General features: G+C 47.3%; 15 protein-coding genes and 1 tRNA gene. 3 read left to right on the forward strand and 13 right to left on the reverse strand.

Annotation, left to right across the window (positions count from 1 at the left end; translation table 11 throughout):
• Window positions 1-2: 2 nt before the first annotated feature.
• Entirely contained in the window at window positions 3-635 is a 633-nt protein-coding gene (locus A9237_RS03855; RefSeq protein ID WP_078607714.1) for a 4'-phosphopantetheinyl transferase family protein, read from the forward strand.
• A 9-nt stretch (window positions 636-644) separates the two neighbouring features.
• Here A9237_RS03855 and A9237_RS03860 read toward each other — a convergent pair whose 3' ends face one another.
• From A9237_RS03860 to A9237_RS03885, 6 genes are all read right to left on the reverse strand, one after another.
• Window positions 645-1,595, reverse strand: coding sequence for a hypothetical protein (locus A9237_RS03860; protein ID WP_078607715.1), 951 nt, complete (start codon window positions 1,593-1,595; stop codon window positions 645-647).
• Entirely contained in the window at window positions 1,588-5,535 is a 3,948-nt protein-coding gene (locus tag A9237_RS03865; protein WP_078607716.1) for an enterobactin synthase subunit F, read from the reverse strand. The genes A9237_RS03860 and A9237_RS03865 overlap by 8 nt, the downstream gene beginning before the upstream one ends.
• Before the next feature lie 33 nt (window positions 5,536-5,568).
• Window positions 5,569-6,459 (reverse strand): isochorismatase, encoded by an 891-nt coding sequence (locus tag A9237_RS03870; protein WP_078607717.1) that lies wholly within the window; start codon window positions 6,457-6,459, stop codon window positions 5,569-5,571.
• A 68-nt stretch (window positions 6,460-6,527) separates the two neighbouring features.
• Window positions 6,528-8,147: a (2,3-dihydroxybenzoyl)adenylate synthase gene (locus tag A9237_RS03875; protein ID WP_078607718.1), complete on the reverse strand. Its 1,620-nt coding sequence runs from the start codon at window positions 8,145-8,147 to the stop codon at window positions 6,528-6,530.
• Window positions 8,144-9,364: an isochorismate synthase gene (locus A9237_RS03880; RefSeq protein ID WP_050567625.1), complete on the reverse strand. Its 1,221-nt coding sequence runs from the start codon at window positions 9,362-9,364 to the stop codon at window positions 8,144-8,146. Before A9237_RS03880 ends, A9237_RS03875 begins: the two co-directional genes overlap by 4 nt.
• A 290-nt stretch (window positions 9,365-9,654) precedes the next feature.
• A complete protein-coding gene (locus A9237_RS03885; protein ID WP_078607719.1) occupies window positions 9,655-10,761 on the reverse strand; it encodes a hypothetical protein in 1,107 nt (368 codons plus the stop codon).
• Between the two features lie 92 nt (window positions 10,762-10,853).
• Here A9237_RS03885 and A9237_RS03890 point away from each other — a divergent pair, with 92 nt between their 5' ends.
• Window positions 10,854-11,645: a 2,3-dihydro-2,3-dihydroxybenzoate dehydrogenase gene (locus tag A9237_RS03890; RefSeq protein ID WP_078607720.1), complete on the forward strand. Its 792-nt coding sequence runs from the start codon at window positions 10,854-10,856 to the stop codon at window positions 11,643-11,645.
• Window positions 11,646-11,668: 23 nt separating this feature from the next.
• On the opposite strand, the gene A9237_RS03895 is transcribed toward A9237_RS03890, so the two are convergent.
• The 3 genes from A9237_RS03895 to A9237_RS03905 all read right to left on the reverse strand — a co-directional run bounded on the left by A9237_RS03895 (window position 11,669) and on the right by A9237_RS03905 (window position 14,482).
• Window positions 11,669-12,391, reverse strand: a complete 723-nt coding sequence (locus tag A9237_RS03895) for a transglycosylase SLT domain-containing protein (RefSeq protein ID WP_078607721.1) — start codon at window positions 12,389-12,391, stop codon at window positions 11,669-11,671.
• A gap of 162 nt (window positions 12,392-12,553) precedes the next feature.
• The gene (locus A9237_RS03900; protein WP_078607722.1) at window positions 12,554-14,245 is read right to left on the reverse strand and encodes a class I SAM-dependent methyltransferase; all 1,692 of its coding nucleotides are present in this window, start codon (window positions 14,243-14,245) and stop codon (window positions 12,554-12,556) included.
• Window positions 14,246-14,405: 160 nt separating this feature from the next.
• Window positions 14,406-14,482, reverse strand: a tRNA-Arg gene (locus A9237_RS03905).
• Window positions 14,483-14,687: 205 nt separating this feature from the next.
• On the opposite strand from A9237_RS03905, the gene folD reads away from it, so the two are divergent.
• Complete coding sequence (gene folD / locus A9237_RS03910; RefSeq protein WP_078607723.1) at window positions 14,688-15,548, forward strand: bifunctional methylenetetrahydrofolate dehydrogenase/methenyltetrahydrofolate cyclohydrolase FolD; 861 nt, start codon at window positions 14,688-14,690, stop codon at window positions 15,546-15,548.
• 152 nt (window positions 15,549-15,700) lie between these two features.
• Here folD and A9237_RS03915 read toward each other — a convergent pair whose 3' ends face one another.
• From A9237_RS03915 to A9237_RS03930, 4 genes are all read right to left on the reverse strand, one after another.
• Window positions 15,701-16,900, reverse strand: a complete 1,200-nt coding sequence (locus A9237_RS03915; RefSeq protein ID WP_009707195.1) for a NupC/NupG family nucleoside CNT transporter — start codon at window positions 16,898-16,900, stop codon at window positions 15,701-15,703.
• 236 nt (window positions 16,901-17,136) lie between these two features.
• Complete coding sequence (locus tag A9237_RS03920) at window positions 17,137-18,081, reverse strand: LysR family transcriptional regulator (RefSeq protein ID WP_078607724.1); 945 nt, start codon at window positions 18,079-18,081, stop codon at window positions 17,137-17,139.
• Between the two features lie 71 nt (window positions 18,082-18,152).
• Window positions 18,153-19,124: a lytic murein transglycosylase gene (locus A9237_RS03925; RefSeq protein WP_078607725.1), complete on the reverse strand. Its 972-nt coding sequence runs from the start codon at window positions 19,122-19,124 to the stop codon at window positions 18,153-18,155.
• Window positions 19,125-19,172: 48 nt separating this feature from the next.
• Window positions 19,173-19,454 (reverse strand): YcgL domain-containing protein, encoded by a 282-nt coding sequence (locus A9237_RS03930; protein ID WP_012127285.1) that lies wholly within the window; start codon window positions 19,452-19,454, stop codon window positions 19,173-19,175.
• Between the last annotated feature and the right edge of the window lie 121 nt (window positions 19,455-19,575).

Genomic DNA, 19,575 nt, shown 5'->3' on the forward strand with positions numbered 1-19,575 from the left:
TCGTGAAAGCCACTGCGGACATGTATTGCCAAAACGGCTTTCCCGAGGAAGAAAAACTCATCCAAAAGGCGGTAACGAAACGCCAACAAGAATTCAGAGCAGGTCGCCACGCTGCCCGCTCCGCGATCGAGAAACTCATACCATCAACCAGCAATGATGCGAATGTGCCGATTTTGTCTGGCAATGCCAGAGAGCCTCTATTTCCCGCGACCATCAGTGGTAGCATCAGCCACACGGATAACATTTGCCTTGCGACTTGCGCGCTAAAAAGCAACATCGCGAGCTTGGGCATCGATATTGAAACCAACAAGCCGCTTGCCTCTCACCTCTTTGCAACGGTCTACACCCGTGATGAGCAGCAATTGCTTGCAAGCACGGGCAATATTCCCGATACGCTTATCTTCAGCATCAAAGAAAGCCTTTTTAAGTGCTGCTTTCCTTTTGTTCAGGTGTACTTCGACTTTCTTGATGCACAAATTACGTTAGAGCCAGCAACCGAATATTCGGGGCAATTTGGTTTTGAGCTGATTGGCCGCAACCAAGCCGCATTACGCGAAAAATTACCGAATCTCGGGTTTCATGGTTACTACAGCTTTGACCAGCAGTACGTTTTCTCGCTGTGCTACTTTTCCTGATGAATCTGTTTATGTTTTTTGTTCGATGACCTTTTTGATCACCATCTGCTGCCGCTCGTTGACCAGCGGCAGTCGCTGCTCCAAACGTGATTTCCACATTTGCGGCACACTCACACCTTGTGCATCGAGCTGACGGCTTTGTGGTCCTAAATACCAATAAGCATCCACCAGTTTATCCAGTGAAATAAACGCGTAAGGATTGACTGGTGGCTTCTTAGGAATCAAATCAAGGAACGATTTTTTACTCAGTTGCGGTTGAGTGGTGGCATAGATTCCATGCTGCGTCTCATTGAGGTCAGTCGGTAAAATGTGTGGCCAAACGGACACGTAGCGATCAGTGAACTTCTGTTTCGCCAGATCGCCAAATGTCTTGTGTTTGGACATAAAACCTAACGTAGGAGAACGCTTTAGGATGTGTCTCGCACCAACTAAAACCACAACTCCCTGCTCGTTCTTAGCAAACTGCTTTTCGACCCCTTCGACTAGCGCCTGATCACGCTGTGCATTGAGCTTGACCAACTCTCCGGCGTGGGTAATGTCTTGCCAGTGGAAAGAAGGCTCCGTCAACACGACTTTGATCGAGACTTTACGTTGTGCGTTCGCCACTCTTAACCGTTTGAAGAAATCACCGTAACAAGGATGCATCCAAGCAGGGAACGCAACAGAATCCAGCCAGACAGCGGCCAACTCAGCGTCGGTCACCGCCTCCCCCATCAAATAATTGTTGAGTAATGCCTGATGCTTCGCATTGCCAAACTCAATGAATAAGTGGGAGAAGACTCCGTCTAACTCTGGATTGAGCAGAGTGTTGGTCATTTGTTCGAACAGCTCGGCGTACCAATGCGCCTCACCAATCGCTACAACGCAGCCAGAGGCCAGTTTGGTTTTAAGGAAAGTCAGAGGGGAAATCATCCCCTCCAACTGAGCGTTCGATTTAGCTTGAGTGGATGAATCAAACATCGAATCTCTCTCTCAACTCTTCAACCATGTGAGTACCAATCAGTCGGAGCATATCCGGGCGCATCATGTCGCGGTGAATACAGGCCACATCCACTACTTTGAGATCGCCATCCATGTATTTGAACCAACCATTGCGGTCAAGGAAGGCCTCTTCCGGCGGCTTCTCTGCATTGAAGAACAACACGTCACCTTGGTATTGGTAATCCACAGCATCGCGCACACGCTGGTTGTTGTTGATCACAACCTCGATCATAGCCGTGATGGTCTCGGTACTCAGGTGCGCCATGGACGAACCCGCATCTTGCAGGATATCTATAACTTCTGGTTTGGTGATGCTTGAATGCGCCGCTTCATCAAACTCAACACCGGCCATACGGATCAGTGCTCCGAGCGCTTGCTCTTCTCCTGGTGGATGGATGGTTTGCCACTGCTCAGCTGGGTAAGAATCCAGCAGCGTTACTAGACCTACTTCTTGGCCTTGCTCTTGTAAGATACCCGCCATCAAGTGAACAATCATGCCGCCGATCGACCAACCCAGAAGATGGTAAGGACCGAAAGGTTGCTCTTCACGAATGGCGGCCACGTAATCTTCTGCCATTTCTTTCATGCTCTTCGGCAGTGGTGCAGAAGGGTCGCCAAGATTACGAGCCTGCACGCCATAAAGCGGAACATTGGATGGGATGATTGGCGTCAGCGCCGCATAACACCAACTTAGACCACCAGCAGGGTGAACACAGAAGATCGCCGCTTTACCTTCACGCTTGCGCAGCGGTAACAGAATGCTCAGCGCATCATCACTCTCACTGCCGTTTAACTTGGCAGCAATGCCAGAAACGGTTGGCGACTCAAACACAGCAGCCAGTGACAGTTCAACACCCATGATCTCTTTCACATGCGCAATCAACTGAGCGGCTAATAATGAATGGCCGCCGAGTTCAAAGAAGTTGTCTTCTACACCAACAGCAGGCAGATCCAACAACTGACAGAACAGCTTACATAAGCGCTCTTCCACCAAGTTACTTGGTCCTTTCGTACCAACTTGACCAGATAAATCAGGCTTAGGCAGCGCATTACGATCCAGCTTGCCGTTCGGCGTAAGCGGGAAGGTTTCAAGCTCAACAAAGTAACTCGGCACCATGTACTCTGGCAGCGGTTCCGCAAGGTATTTTTGTAGAGCGTTACTATCGATTCCCTGCTCTGTATCCTCTGCGGTAACGTAAGCGACCAGACGCTTGTCGCCCTCATTGTATTCCTGAGCCAGCACGGCCACTTGGGCAACACTTGGATGATTAGCTAAGGCGTTCTCGATCTCTTCCAACTCAATCCGGAAACCTCGGATCTTGACCTGAAAATCGCTTCGACCGCAGTATTCAATCGCCCCATCTTCGCGCCAACGAGCCAAATCACCCGATAGATACATACGACTACCTTGCGGACCAAATGGATTGTCGATAAAGCGCTCTACCGTTAGCGCTTCTTGTCCGTGGTAGCCTTGTGCTAACTGTCGACCCGCAATGTATAGGTGCCCTACCACACCCGGCGGTACTGGGTTAAGCGCATCATCAAGAATATAGATTTGTGTGTTCCACACCGGACGACCGATAGGTATCGAGTTACCTTCGGTATTGGCTTCACTCGGCCAGTAAGTCACATCAACGGCGGCTTCTGTTGGACCATACAGGTTATGTAGCGGAGCGTTGAATTCTTGGTAATAGTGGTTCACTAACTCAATAGGCAATGCTTCACCACTACAGAACACTTGGCGCAAACTTTGGCACAAATTGGCGTCTGCTTGCTGAACAAAGATTTGCAGCATAGACGGAACAAAGTGCAGCGTGGTGATCTTCTCGCGTTGGATAAGATCTTGTAGATAAATTGGATCTTTATGCCCATCTGGTTTGGCAACCACTAAACATGAACCAACGATCATCGGCCAGAAGAACTCCCACACAGACACATCAAAGCCTGCTGGCGTTTTCTGCAAGACTCGGTCTTTTCCATCAATTGGGTATTGGTCATGCATCCACAACAGTCGGTTGACGATAGCGTCATGAGTAACCACAACCCCTTTTGGTTTACCAGTGGAGCCAGAGGTGTAAATCATATAAGCCGGAGAGTGAGGCTCTGGCTGAACTTGGGGCGGTAATGGCTCCACTACTTTGTAAATGGTAGGCAGCGTTTCATCATCGACTATCTTCACCTCAACGTCTTCTGGCAACTTGCCTTGCAGTGCCGTGGTAGAAAAGACGAACTTAGGTGCAGAAGACGCCAACATGTAGTGGATACGGCCTTCTGGATAATCTGGATCGACTGGCACATAAACCGCACCTGCGGCCAAAATGGCCTGTTGAACCACGATCAGCTCTTCACTTCTTGGTACACACACCGCAATGCGATCACCCAATTCAACGCCTTGCGCTGTCAGCCAGTTCGTCAACGAGTAGACTTTCTTTGCTAACTGCTCATAGCTCAGCGTTTGACCTTCAAAAATCAACGCAGGTGAATGAGGGGTAAGAATTCGCTGTCTCGCCATCAGTGCCGCTAGCGTCGTTTCAGGGACGTCGTGCGCAGTATCATTCCAAGTTTCGATGACCTTTTCTTTTTCCCCAGAGAGAAGAATATTCACGTCACTGATTTGGCATAAGGATGGGTCTTGATCTTGCGCGCTTGCAAAGAAGTCGCTCATAAAATGGAACAAGCGCTGTTGATGCTCGTGAATGTCTTTCTCGGAATACAGCTCCGGATTGGCATCCATATCGATATGAAGTTGGCCACCGAGTTCATAGCAGTAGAACGAAATATCATCTACCGGACCTGCCGACAAGTTGTGCGCCTTTGACGTTAGCTCGCCAAATTTATGCTCATACTCAAACGGCATAATGTTGACCAGCGGACCGAAAAGGTTTCGGTTGTCTTTTACCAAGTTGAGCTCACGGTGCAGTTCTTCATAACGGTAGCTCTGATGGCGACGTACTGAGGAGAACTCTTGGTTAACCTGTTTCACCAGCGTCTTGATATCCAATCCTTGTTCAAAGCTCACACGTACAGGCAAGATGTTTACGCGCATCGCTGGGGTTTGAATCGCCACAGAACCCAAGCGCCCCATCAACGGCACACCAAGTACTACTTCATTAGAACGAGTCATGCGGTGAACATAAGCTGCAATGGATGCGATAAGCACGCTGTACCAGTGGGTACGACACTGTTTTGCCAGTGATTCCATTCGTTGGAAATCACTCACTTCCATCGCACCTTTTAAGCGCAAGAAATGATCAGATGTGACGGTCGGTTTGCCTGCGAGATTCACCGTGTCTGAGTGATCGGCGTAACGTTGCAGATAGAACGCGCGGTCTTTTTGGTATTTTTCAGACGCTTTGTAGTCATCGTCTTCCTTCAGTAAGGCTTGTTGGTCGACAAATTCGATCTTGTCGAAGTGCTCGCCCTTTGTAAGTTGGCCGTAGATATGTGCCACACGTCCTGCGACTAGCGACATGCTATAGCCATCAATAGCGATGTGATGGAGTGATAAAAACCAGATAAACTGGTCTTCTGAAAGCTTAAGTAAAGCCATGATGAACAACGGGCCTTGCTCTAAATCAACCGGTTGTTTTAGCTCTGCTTTCATCCATTCTACAGCTGCATCTAGCGGTGCATCGTGATTCGAGAAATCGACTCGTTCTACATGCCAGTTTTGTCTATCAATCACCATGCGAGGACCTTCGGTGGTGGTAACAAACTTAGCGTGTAATGAGTCAACTTCATCAATGGCGGTTTTTACGGCTTCAACAAAGCAAGGTTCGTCTACCTTGCCATCAATCACTAGGTATTCGCCTGTCTTGTAAATTGGGTTTTCTGGGTCACGCAGTTGGGCAAACCAAATCCCTGCTTGGGCATCCGTCAACGGCAGCAATTGCTCCGCTGTATAAGGTAAATCGTACATGTTCATTCCTTTGTCACTCTTCCTCTTGGGCTGTTAAGTCAGCTTCTTCTCGATCAGTTGCCACCAATCTTGCAAACTGGGTTTGGCGGCAAGTTCCATAAAACTCACATCCAGTCCTGCTTGTTGCCAATCGCCCACCAGCGACATCATGCGCACCGAATCCAAACCAAAATCGAGCAAGCTGTCATCAGGCGTCATTTCATCAACCGGAACTTCCAGTAGCGCGGCCAATTGCTGGGTAAGGTGCTGTTGAGATTGAGGAATGCTGTAATCACCAGCGGCGAATTCGTTGGCGCTCTCGACTTGAGAAAGCAATTGCTGCTTATCCAGAACATAACCACATCGACCTGCAACGTAGTTGAGTGCCATTTCGTGGTCGCTTTCAGAGAAATCCGCCACCGCATCAGACACCATGAAGGCTTGGATATCAGTCATGAAGGCTTCTGCTGCGGTTTGCAAGCAGCCAATGTGCGCGTAAATACCAACGATGATCAGCTGATCGCGACCTGTTTCATCCATCATGGCTTTGAGTGGGGTGCGCTGGAATGCACTGTAGCGCCACTTGGTGTAAACAATGTCTTGCTCGGTTGGTGCAAGTGCGGGAAAGATGCGTGTAATGTTGTCATCCGCTTTTAAACCAGGTCCCCAGAAGTCGGTCAATAACGCGCGATCTTCTTGTTTTTGGTCACCTGGCTGCGCGGTATAAACCACAGGAATACCAGCATCAATACACGTCTGTTTGATGGTTTGAATGTTGCGAGTAAGCGTTTGGATCAGCTCGCTTTCCACATCGTAGAAGTTAAGGAAGTATTGCTGCATGTCATGAATCAACAACACAGCGCGTTGTGGTTCTACAGACCAGTTAACGCGGTTTTCTGGAATCGCTTTGGATAACGGATAACCAGAGATAGATGGAATGGCCATTGGGCTTCTCTCCAAAATATTCAAAAATAGCTCGGCACGCCAAAACGTTGTTGGCGACGCAGAGTCAGTTAAACAAGTTCTAGAAGTTTGTTTTTATTGATTTTGCCAACCGGCGTTTTAGGCAACACATCAACAAAAATCACCCGATCGGGAATCTTGAAATCGGCAAGCCCGCGGCCTCTTAAAAAGCGTTTGATTTCAATCGGCTTAGGGTTTTGTTCTGGGCAAACCAAGGCTGCACAGCTTCGCTCACCAAGGTAATCATCGGGAATCGCAATCACCGCGGCATCGTGCACCGAATCGTGTGCGAGTAAGTGGTTCTCTACCTCTTCAGCAGCAATCTTTTCTCCACCACGATTGATCTGGTCTTTGTCGCGCCCAACCACCTGTAAGTTGCCCAGTTCTGTCAGCACAACAATATCGCCAGTGCGGTAGTAACCTTGCTCGTTGAATGAACGTTGATTGTGTTCTGGTGCTTGGTAATAACCTTGAATGGTGTAAGGCCCTCGAACAAACAAGATGCCTTCTGTTCCTTGTGGAACTGGATTGCCCACTTCATCAAGGATTAACAACTCGTCCGCAGAAGACATCGGACGGCCTTGAGTAGAAATGATTTCAGACTCTGGATCATCTAAACGGGTGTAGTTCACTAGCCCTTCTGCCATGCCAAACACTTGCTGCAACGTACAACCAAGTTCCGGTTTGACGCGTTTTGCGGCCTCTTCACTAAAGCGCGCCCCGCCCACTTGCAAAACTTCCAGCGAACGAATGTCATGCTGAGTGCGACCCGCTACATCAAGCCACAATAAAGCTAACGGTGGGACTAAAGCCGCTACAGTGATTTGATGTTTCTCAATCAAAGCAAACGCGGTTTGAGGTGTGGCGTCTGGCGCGAGAACCACTGTGCCACCAGCCATCAAGCAACCTAGCGCGCCTGGCGAACTAAGCGGAAAATTATGCGCAGCGGGCAAGACACAAAGATACCGAGTTTGATCAGAGAACTGACAAACCTCGTTACTGGCGCGAACGCTGTAGAGGTAATCGGTGTGAGTGCGAGGGATCAGTTTTGGCGTTCCCGTCGTTCCACCTGATAGTTGGAAAAACGCGAAGTCTTCATCCTGCTTCTCGCACAGCTCTACATCCGTTAAAAACAAGCTTTTTAGCTCTCGACCACCGATAGGCATTAAGCTCGTCTCACCCGTCCAAACGATATGCTTTAAGCTCGGTAGCTCAGCCGCAACTTTCTGAGCAATCTCTGCGGTATTGACTCCCATTTGAGGAGCGGTAATCAGCGCTTTTGCCTCAGTAAAATGACAAAAGTATCGAATCTCCGAGTAGCGGTGCGCGGGTAGCGCCAGAATCGGCTGAACACCAATTTTGAGTAAGGCGAAAAAACTCAGATAGAATTCGCCGATATTGGGTAAATGCAATACTGCTTTGTCACCTGACTTGAGATTTAGGTTGGATTGGAATCCTGCAGCAAGCTGATCGACTTGTTCCACTAGGGATTGATACGTCCACTGATGCTCACCTTCGACTAACGCAGTCTGATTTGGAAATTGGTTTGCACTCGCTTGCAACATTTGTGGGATAGTTTGATCTGTCCAAAAGCCGGCTTGACGATATTGCTCTGCTCGCGCTTCTGGCCAAGGTGTAAACCCTGACGCTTTCATGGCTTGGCGGCTCATTGCACCACCTCCATGTTTTCACGGATCTCAATACCTAATGCATTAAGTACAGTACGCATCTTGTTACCCGTTTCTTCAAGCTCACTTTGCGGCTCAGACCCGGCAACAATGCCTGCTCCGGCATAAACTCGGAGACGTTTTTTCTCTACCTCGGCGCAACGGATAACCACTACCCATTCGCCATTACCGCGAGCATCGACCCAACCGACAAGTCCGGTGAAGTAACCTCGGTCAAAGGGCTCAACATTACTGATGAAATCGTAAGCTTGAGCAGTAGGATAGCCGCACACGGCGGGGGTTGGGTGCAGTGCACTTGCCAACTTCAGCACACTAGTGTTGGCATCAGACACTGTGCCTTCGATTCGGGTTGATAAGTGCAACATGGCTTTGGTTTCAATCACTGACGGCACCATTGGCACGTACAAGTTATGACACCAAGGTTGTAGCGCTTTTTCGACGGCATCCACCACCACAGCGTGCTCATGAAGATCTTTGGCACTCTCCATCATCAGCTCGCCTTGCTGTTGATTCATTGAAGCATTTTCGCTGCGTCGGCGAGACCCCGCCAAAGGATTAGAGCAAACATGTGGCCCCTTGCGAGAGACAAGAAGCTCAGGGCTCGATCCCATCAAGTAAGCGTCAGACTGACTTCCACCAATGCGGGTTGAAAACGTGTAACCACCCGGATTCTGCTTCAGTAAGGTTTTCAAAAAGCGCGCGCGGTCAATCTCTTCTTCCGTATCCACTTGCATGGTGCGTGATAACACCACTTTGTCGAGTTCAGCGTCTTCTCGTTGGCATTGCTTTGCTGCCAGTTCGACACTACGTTTATACTCGCTTGGGTCTGGAATCGGTTGGATGGATGATGGAGGACAATCGGCAAAGCCATCGACATCAGAGATTTTATCCGGCCTGATCGGTGACGTCGTGATAAGGCGTTCTGGGACAATAAAGTGCACCGGATTGTGTTCAGAAAATGGGATCACACCAACGGCAATCGGGTTCTCATTCCCCTCTTCCTTCGCCGATTCAAGTAATTGGCTGATGTGAGTATCTAACTCTGAGAATCTGACTTGTTGGGTAAATTCTGCAGCAATGCCTTGAGTAAGCAACGTCACAGTGGGTGAGCTAAAGAAGAACGAAGCATCATCCGTATGAGCGTTAAGAAACTCTGTGAGCATAGCGCCGCTTCCCATTGAGTTACGAAGCATAATCATCTCTCAAACTGTATTAAACATAGCGTTCCAAATGAGATTCCTTCTCATTTGAAAAGTGAGACTACACATACAGATTTAATTTATCAAACACTTTTGATAATAATTATCATTCGTATTATTTATAATTTTATAAATTAACTCCTTAGTATTAATACGGTAAAAAGCAAATAATTACTTATAGTTAGCGTTAAATTCATCGTAAAATTTGGTGAACAAAAAATGGCCAACCCCTTGTAGGGTCAGCCATAATTCATTCTTATCATCAATCTAACAGCACAACAAAGCAGAGTTTAGCTGTTGTCGTTGAAGCCGTACTTTTCGTCACTCTGAGATCGGATTTCGTTAAAACGATCTTGCATCTTGCCACCAATCAAATCGACGCGCCTTTGCATCTCATTCACCCAATCTCGGTCTGCCATCACGTCACGAGGAAATACCGTTGTGCGTTGGTTGTCTCCAAGGTAAAGAAACGCATCAAATAACTCCCCCACCTGAGCATCCATCTTGTCCATCGCCGCAAGCTTGTATCGTGCTTTTGGTAGAAGATCGATAAACCTTAACTCAGCGATCGGGCTCTGCGCGACTTCAAGCAAAGCTGGAGCCTGCACACTGTGAAAAGTTTCCACGACTTCCGGTTCAGTCATTGGCCAAATTAAATACGTGCTGTCTGGATACGCTTGCTCCAAACGCGTCGCGAGTGGCCAAGCACTGTCCTGCGTTTTAGCAACATAGTCTTTCGGTGCATTCACCAGATGAAAAGCACCAAAAATCAACAACGCTTTTTCTTTTTTCGCCATCCGCTCCGCCGCAATTTGATAGAAATGATCGGTCTTATTTTTTGCTGCCTGCTTCCACACTTTCTCGTCTTGGACAACTTGCCAATCAAATGCTGCTTCCGCTAAATGCACCTGAATCTTTTTCCCTTCTGGTAATGCTTCGTTACGCACTCTGATCGTTTTGAAGAAATTAATGTAAGCGTCTGGCATCCAAGCCATAAAATAGATCGAACCGCGCAACACTTGATTCAACTGCACCTCACTGACATCGCCTCCTGCGAGATAATCATCTAATACAGACTGGTATTTTGCGTTGCCAAATTCCACTACGATGTGTGTCACTTGGTCAGAGAACGCCTCGCTAGAAACCAATTCCGTGGCGTAACGCAGAAAAGCATCATTCCAGTGATAATCACCTATCCCAACAAAATTGTGTTGCTTAAATGCGTCAAGAATGGCCACATCAGCAGGCTTAGCTTGCGCAACCACTTGTTCGATTTTTTGCTCTGGCAAATCCACCTCAGCAAAGTGTGGTAAATATTCACACCCTGCCATTCCAACGAGCCCCACAGCCAGAAGCAATGGCTTGATTTTCCAGCCTAATTTATTCATCAATTTCATGACCTCCTTGTTAATATCATGACAACGATAACAAAAATCATTATCATCTAGCCAACTTTGATTTGATATTTGTATCGCGAAAGGAGATGGAGATGAGCGAAAACTGCTCAGAATTCGACAGCAAATTGTGTCTCGTCACGGGTGCGGGGCAAGGGATTGGCCTAGCATGTGCCAAAAGCTTATTAGCTCAAAACGCACGTGTCATCGCTTGCGATGTGACCCAAAAGGCACTCGATGCGTTGCAACAATCTTTGCCAAGCGATCAACAACAGCGAACCACATTGCTCCCTTTCAATTTGGCCGATTCCACTGCTATTCAAAATGCTTGTCGAAAGCTAGAGCAAGACCAACTGATCCCCGATTACATCGTCACTTGTGCCGGCACTTTGCACCTTGAATCCGTTTTAGATCTGCCTTTAGAGGCACTAAACAAAACTTTGGACGTCAATTTAAAAGGCACGATGCTGCTTACCCAACAACTGGCAAAAATGCTGGTGAAACACAATAAGCAAGGCGCAATAGTGGCGGTCGGCTCCAATGCGGCCGATACACCACGCGTGAAGATGTCCGCCTACTGCACCTCCAAAGCTGGCCTGCACATGTGGATGCAATGTTTGGGATTAGAACTGGCAGAGCATGGCATTCGCTGCAACATCGTTAGCCCCGGCTCGACCAGAACGCCAATGCAAGAGCAAATGTGGAATGAATCTTATGGCGAGCGAGAAACGATTCAGGGCAACTTAGCATCCCATCGCATCGGTATTCCGTTAAACAAGATTGCCGAAACCAAAGACATCACTAACGCGATTGAATTTTTGCTGAGTGACAAATCAGGCCATATCACCATGCATGATTTGAGAGTGGATGGCGGAGCTACATTCTGAGCCTCCGCCATAAAATGAAAGGATTAACCATGAAAGTTAGGGTGCATGCCTTTCTCTAGTTTGCGTCGCACCTTGTAAGAGACATCACCCAAGGTAATCCTGCCTGTCTTCTTACGGTCGATCCCCGCGTTCTGTCGATAGGCGATCGACCCTTGTTTGAACAATACATGCGAAGATGGCTTTCCAATTGCCGCCGGATAGAGGATCGCCATATAAACATCCTCTAAACAAGCCATACGATTTCGGTAAGGCATAAAGTACGCTTTGACATAATCGAGCTGTTCAATAGCACTCATTTTGGCCAGTTTCTTTGTGCTGGTTCCCAGTGCCTCTGCCGTCGATGGCATAAACTGAATAAGCCCTGTTGCCCCACTCCCAGAACCATTTTTGATGCTCGGACTAAACGTCTCTGCCGTTTCAAACGCCATGCAAGCCATCAAGTGGTTTGGATCAATATTGAGCTCTTGAGAAATGTCATTCACTTTACTTTTGAACTCAGACGAAACGCGATTTCCCCAAGCGAGAGCATCGACAGAAGAGGGCGAAAAAGATGCATGAGAAACATCACTTTTCTTAAGGGATAAAGACGAAGGTGAGAAAATTTTCAGGAATTTCTGATTCTTACGTATCAGGCTGTTAGGAAAGGAAAAAACCTTATCTTTTTTGTGCTTAAGCTTTGTTATTTTTAGTAGCTTATACAAGCGCTTAGAAACCGTTTTCACGATACAACCACATTTGGAAAACATTTCCCAAACTGTAATCCATTTCTTACTTTTTTAATATCAGTATCAATTGTGAAGCGCAAAAGTGTGAGATAGATCTATGAGCTTTATAGAAAATATCACATCAATAAATGGAGTTGTTGGAAAAGTATTCGCTGCGCTTTCAGAACAACGTTCAGTTTGAAATCACCACTCTGCAATGCAAAGACGGCTTTTCACACCACGAATCTGCAATCCCATCGCCTCAAATACATGCTCAAAGTCTTGGCAGGAAGCAGGAATATTCGGTAAAGACAACGACGCTTCTGTAAAGAATGATTGGCTGAGTGTTTCTGACTCTCCCCACGCCAATTCCCACCAATCCAAAATACGTTGTTTTGATGCATTTAATCGATAAACCGCAGGCAGTCGATCGCGCTTATTTGAGTTTTCGGTTTTAGATGTTGGCAGCAGATTCCATTTATCGTTGTTCGGCCAGTAGGCGAACGGCAAGCAATGGTCAACATGGTACTCGTTGCGAAGCTTGCTCCCACTCCAAACACTGATGATCTCTGAGTGATTCGAACGCAACTGCTCTACCCGCTTGCGTACCGCGCGAGTGTCGTGGTCTTTATCAATCCAAACTAAACAATCGTGGTATGTCTGTAGCGCGATGCCTCGTTCTTGGTTTGAGCTAAACCGCTGCATTTCAAGAATCCATTGGTTTACCACCAGAGGTTCAATCCAAGAGTGATAAAGCCTAAAGCAGTCCCACAAACTCTCATCCAGAATAAATTGGCCATAGCTTTCAAGGAATGCTCCATCAACAACAATAGTGCCTTTATGCTTTTTCGATGAACGTACCATTTCAAAATATGGATTCGATTTGTCACCTTGGTATGTGTAGGTAACTGGGCCATCTTTGATGGTTTTCAAACTGTCTTTAATCGCTTTATCTAAAGCAACCGCATCATCACCAATAAACATGGTACCAATCGCTAAATCATCAGGGCTTAAATGAGAAAGTTTGTCCCAGCCATCAGGCTTAATGAAGCCGAGCCCTTTTGATACATTAGAGTTCTGCTGGATGTTTTCTTTATCGATAAGGCGTTTGAACTGACGAATCCAATACAGGCCAACTAAACCAAGAGGGATCGCGACTTTGCCGTCTGTACGATCAATAACGGCTCCAGAATGTGCATCTGCAATTCGCAATAAGGTTCGTAGCAATGCAAGTTTGTAAGTCGCCGATTTAGAGTCGTTTACGATGATATGACGAACCTTATTGAGATCACCGGAGCCATCATCGGGAAGTGACATGACAACCGTCTGCCAATGAACGTCATCACGCTTGAGTTGGTCGTCACTGTCGGAGACATGCCTAACCATAAGCGCACTATTTTTTGCCAGCTGTTCTAACTCTTGAACAGAGACAGGATAAGCTTTGCGTCCATCGGTGAACTCACCATGGCGAAGGCTTATAACCAATCGACCATTTGGTGCCAGCAGATTAGAGAGCTTGCGGAAGGCACGCTCACGATGAGACGTCGCAAGGTGCATCCATACCGCACTCACTAAAATAAGATCAAAGCGAAGCCCTAAGTTGGTGGTTTTCTCAAGCGCAGGCAAGGCATCGTCAAGCCAAGTAACCGAATCACCTGTCTTAACTTTCCCAAGCTCTAGTAGAGATGCAGCAGGCTCAAGAGCAATCACCTCACAGCCTTGTTCCATCATCCATTTTGCATCTCGCCCAGACCCTGCTCCCACATCCAATACGCGATCGCCAGCATGAGGCCAAAAAGCCTGCCAGCCCGCGTGAACGTCCTCAAACGTCGTCGAGTTATATTGCTCCGCTAATGAGGTCGCATTTTGGTTATAGAAATTGGAGGTAGAAGACATAAAGATAAGGCTGCAATTGAACTGAACACATAGTAAGTGCTATTGATTGCAAAGACTAGAAGGTAGTGCAAAAGTTGTAGGAAACGTTACCTTAGAAGTACTGTCACCTAAAACGACAAAACCCCGATAACTCGAGGAGCTATCGGGGCTTTTAAATAAATGGCACGCCCTATAGGATTCGAACCTATGACCACATCCTTAGAAGGGACGTGCTCTATCCAGCTGAGCTAAGGGCGCGCTACAGGGACAGGATTATACGAGTTCAAGCGCTTAAATCAACGGGTTTTCATAACATTCTGATCTGAATGCCTAAAAAAAGGGCACCAAAACGATAAATGTTTAAAAACACCACAATGGCAAACGTTTGCGTATGGATGTTAAATAGGTTTTCTGCGACAATGCGCCGCAAATAATTTGCCTTCTCAATTAAAAAAGGAAAGTCATGACTGCTCAAAATATAGATGGAACTCTCATTTCCCAAACTGTTCGATCCGAAGTTGCAGCGCGTGTAAAAGCTCGCATTAAGGTTGGCCTTCGTGCTCCTGGTCTTGCAGTTGTTCTAGTTGGTGAAGATCCAGCTTCTCAAGTTTACGTTGGCAGTAAGCGCCGCGCGTGTGAAGAAGTTGGCTTTGTCTCTAAGTCTTTTGACCTTCCTGTGACAACGTCGGAAGGAGAGTTATTGGCACTTATCGATGAGTTAAACAACGACGCAGAAATCGACGGTATTCTTGTTCAGTTGCCACTTCCTGCTGGCATTGATGCGACGCACGTTCTTGAGCGTATTCACCCAGAGAAAGACGTAGATGGCTTCCACCCTTACAACGTTGGTCGTCTAGCGCAGCGTATTCCTAAGCTTCGTTCTTGTACACCAAAAGGCATCATTACGCTTCTTGACCGTTACAACATCGAGCTACGCGGTAAGCATGCAGTTGTGGTTGGTGCATCAAACATTGTTGGTCGCCCAATGACACTTGAACTGCTTCTGGCTGGATGTACAACAACAACTTGCCACCGCTTTACTAAAGATCTAGAAGGTCACGTTCGCCAAGCAGACCTTGTTGTGGTTGCGGTTGGTAAGCCGAACTTCATTCCTGGTGAGTGGATTAAGAAAGGCGCTGTTGTAGTCGATGTGGGTATCAACCGTCTTGAATCTGGCAAGCTAGTGGGTGACGTGGAATACGATAAAGCACGTGAGAATGCGAGCTTCATTACTCCTGTTCCGGGTGGTGTTGGCCCAATGACAGTAGCAAGCCTAATTGAGAACACAATGCTGGCTTGCGAGCAGTTCCACACGAAGAAGTAGGTTCGAGATACGAAGAAATGAAAAGGGTTGACCATAAACGTCAACCCTTTTGCTTTTTGAGGGAGTAAGAGGAAGTGCTTGAGCCAAAGATCCCTCCTCTACTCTCTCGAAGCGAAGCGTTCCCGATTCCAGAAGCGCAGCGCTCTAATAGGTTACAAACTCAAAATCACGCCAGCGATTGATGCGCTCATCAGGTTCGCCATTACACCTGCTGCAATTGCACGGAAACCGTATTTAGAGATGAATGAACGCTTCTCTGGTACTAGTGAACCTAGGCCGCCAATCAGCATTGCCATGGTTGAGATGTTTGCGAAACCACACAGTGCGAAGGTTACGATAGCTTGTGAGTGTGCGCTTAGCTGAGACTTCACTTCCATCAGTTGAATGAAGGCTACGAACTCGTTTACCACAATCTTGTTACCGATCAGAGAACCAGCTACGATAGCTTCATTCCAAGGAATACCTAGCAACCATGCGATTGGTGCGAATAGGTAGCCAAGTACTAGCTCGAAGCTCAGTTCCATACCGAACAAACCGCCGAACCAGCCTAAAATGCCGTTTAGCATCGCGATAACACTTACGAACGCCAATAGGGTTGCACCTACCGCAACTGCGATACGTAGACCAGACATTGCGCCGTCTGCCATTGCTTCAACCACGTTGGTTGCGCGTGGCATTTCTACTTGGTCTAGGTCGATATCTGGTGTTGTGGTGTCTGTCTCTGGCATCATGATTTTTGCCATCAGAAGACCCGCAGGCGCAGACATGAATGCCGCCGCGATTAGGAAGTTAAGATCCACACCCAGTGATGCGTAACCCACTAGCGTGCCACCAGCAACCGATGCCAAACCACCTGTCATTACTGCGAAGAACTGAGAATCGCTCATGTGTTTTAGGTATGGCTTTACTACTAGCGGCGCTTCAATCATACCAACGAAGATGTTTGCTGTTGCGGATAGCGATTCTGCACGACCTGTACCTAGCAAACGCTGTAGACCACCACCGATTAGGTTGATCACTTTTGGCATTAGGCCGATGTGGTACAAACCAGAAATCAACGCCGAGAAGAAGATGATGATACCAAGTACGTTGATCGCGAAGGTAAAGCCACCTGTTGCTAGGTTGCCGAATAGGAACGCGATGCCCTCTTGACCGTAGTTGATTAGGTTAGAAACCGCGCCAGTTACTGCGTTAAGTGCTTCTTTACCCGCTGGTACATACAGTACCAATAGCGCGAAGATTACTTGCAGAGCAAAAGCCAAAGACACCGTTCGTAGACGAATGTTCTTACGGTTAGTCGAAAGCAGCCATGCTACGAAAAGGATGGCTACGATACCAAGAATTGAGTTCATAAAATGAATCCGACAAAAGGGGGAACAGGAAAGGCGTCGGATTGTATAGAGCGTAAAAAATGCTGCAAGTTGGGGATGTTAACAGGCTGAGAATCTCGCCTGCTCACCATTTAACCAGCAAAATAACTCGTTGAATTAAATAAAGATAAACGTTTGCCTAAAGTTATTATTTCCAAATGGAAAAGATGTTTCTGGATTTGGAAAAATTTTGTGACTCAAATCACCTTATGTATTCCCTACTTCGGAATCGAAATATACGGCGCTAATCGCTGATCCCAATGGCAAGGCGATCCGATCTTCTGTTTGGTGAATTCGATCACCGCAGAGATCTTTTTCGGCATATGTTGGCGGCTTGGGTACACCGCATAAAACGGCATGGATTGGCTGGCTTTCCAATCAGGTAGAAGCTGGATAAGTTTACCTGAGCGGAATTCATCCCCCAGCAAATAAGTGGCTAAGTAAGCAATCCCCCACCCTGCGATTGCGGCATCACGCACCGCTTCTGCTAAATCGACCGAGTAGTTGCCAGAGACTTTCACGTTGAGCTCTTGCTCACGATTGGTGAACGCCCAACTGGTGTAGTCACGCTCCCAACTGCGGTAAATAAGGCAGTTGTGCTGCGACAAGTCATTCGGTTCGGTTGGCGTATCATGCTTAAGTAGGTAATCCGGCGATGCAGCAACCACAAATTGGCAATCTGCTAAGCGCTGAGCAATGTAGCCTTCTGGTAGGTGTTCATTGTTGGTGATCCACAAATCCAAACCTTCTTCGAGCATATCGACTTTGTAATCGAACAAGTGCACTTCGACTTGCAGTTGCGGGTATTTCTCACGAAGTTCTTGAATGGCAGGAATGATGTGCAGCGTGCCAAAAGATTGCGACAAACCAAGACGAACCAAGCCGGCGACTTCATCGCGTTGGCTTTCCATCTCTAACGTTGCGCTGCTAACGGCTTGCACCACTTGCTCACAATGGTGATAGAAGGTTTGCCCCGCTTCCGTTGGCGTGAAACTGCGCGTGGTGCGTTGCACAAGCTTGATGCCTAGTGAGGCTTCCAACTGGCTGAGCTGTTTACTGACATGAGAAACGGACACGCCTAGGCTCTTTGCCGCGGCGGTAAAGTTCTTATGTTTGATCAACGCTGAGAAGATCACCATTTGTGCAGCACGTTCAGATAACACGCAAACCTCGTTTCAAATAGAGAAAACAAAGGGCTCCGAAGAGCCCCTTTTTATTCGTTTATACATTCAATCTAGAATGTGATGCGGTCAGCTAAGTGACTTACCGCCAGTGCGAAGTAGTAAGAACGGTTCCACTTCATCAACACATTGTAGTTGTTGTACACCAAGTAAGTACGGCCGTTCTCATCGTCTGGCATGATCAACCAAGCTTTGATGTCTTCGTCCAGCTTAGGAAGTGGGCTGCCATCGTATTTGGTGATGCCAAGCTTGCTCCACTCTTGAAGGTACTTACCTTTTTCCGCCTCGCGACCTTGCAGGTTATGGTCGATGCCGTGTGGCACCTTAACCTGACGACCCCAAGTGAATTTATCATCCCAGCCAGATTTGCTTAGATAGTTCGCAGTAGAAGCAAACACGTCCGCTTCTGATTGCCAGATGTCCTTCTTGCCATCGCTGTTACCATCCGCAGCAAAGCGTAGGAATGAGCTTGGCATAAACTGACATTGACCCATCGCGCCTGCCCAAGAACCTTTGAAGTTCTCTAGCTCGATATGACCTTCATCTAGGATTTGTAGTGCCGCCATGGTTTCTTTACGGAAGAACTCTTCACGACGACCTTCAAACGCCATGGTCGACAACGCGTCGATCACACGGAAGTTACCAGTGAACTTACCGAAGTTACTTTCCACGCCCCAAAGTGCAACGATAAAGCGTGGCTGCACGCCAAACTCATCACCAATGCGTTTAAGTTCAGCGTAGTGTTCTTTATACAGTTGCTTCGCTTGTTTTACCTTCCACTCAGGTACCGCGCGCGGAATGTATTCGTCTAACGTCAGTTTCTTCTCAGGTTGGTTACGGTCGGCTTTGACTGCACGTGGTTTGTATTCCACATCAGCAAAAGCGGCACTGATCACCTGTTCGGAAATGCCTTTATCACGTGCTTCTGCACGCAATTTATTTAGGTATTCATCAAAGCCATCGCTACTTGCAAAGGCTGAAGTGCACATACCAACGCTGAGCATTGCTGCCAGTATCTTTTTCATATCGCCCTCCTTGAGCGAGGCAGAATTCCCAGATGAAAAGCGGTGACGTTATTCGCCTTTCTGCTGGGCTTTTTGTTCTTTGTATTTTTCTAGTAGGTTTTCCGGCGGAGGCGGAACCTGTAGGAAGAAACCATCATTAATTAATGACGCTTTCACTTTCTCGACATCAACTTGTGCCAAAGTACGACCATCAAGTTTGATTGTCATTACCGGCATAGGCTTACCGAACATCTGCATTAGCGTGTCAGGAACCTGTGAGAAATCATCCTTTTTCGGAATATAGAGATAAGTGCCTTCTTTTCTGGAACTTTTATAAATAGAACAAAGCATGACGAGCCTTTTGTGCTGATTTACCCGCTTTGAATGCGGATTTTGTTGAAAACGTAAAATTCTCGCAAACTTGATAGCAAATTTGAGATTAATTCACTTATTTGCCCGCTTGAGAACTTGC

The organism is Vibrio owensii, from assembly GCF_002021755.1.
Classification (GTDB): domain Bacteria; phylum Pseudomonadota; class Gammaproteobacteria; order Enterobacterales; family Vibrionaceae; genus Vibrio; species Vibrio owensii.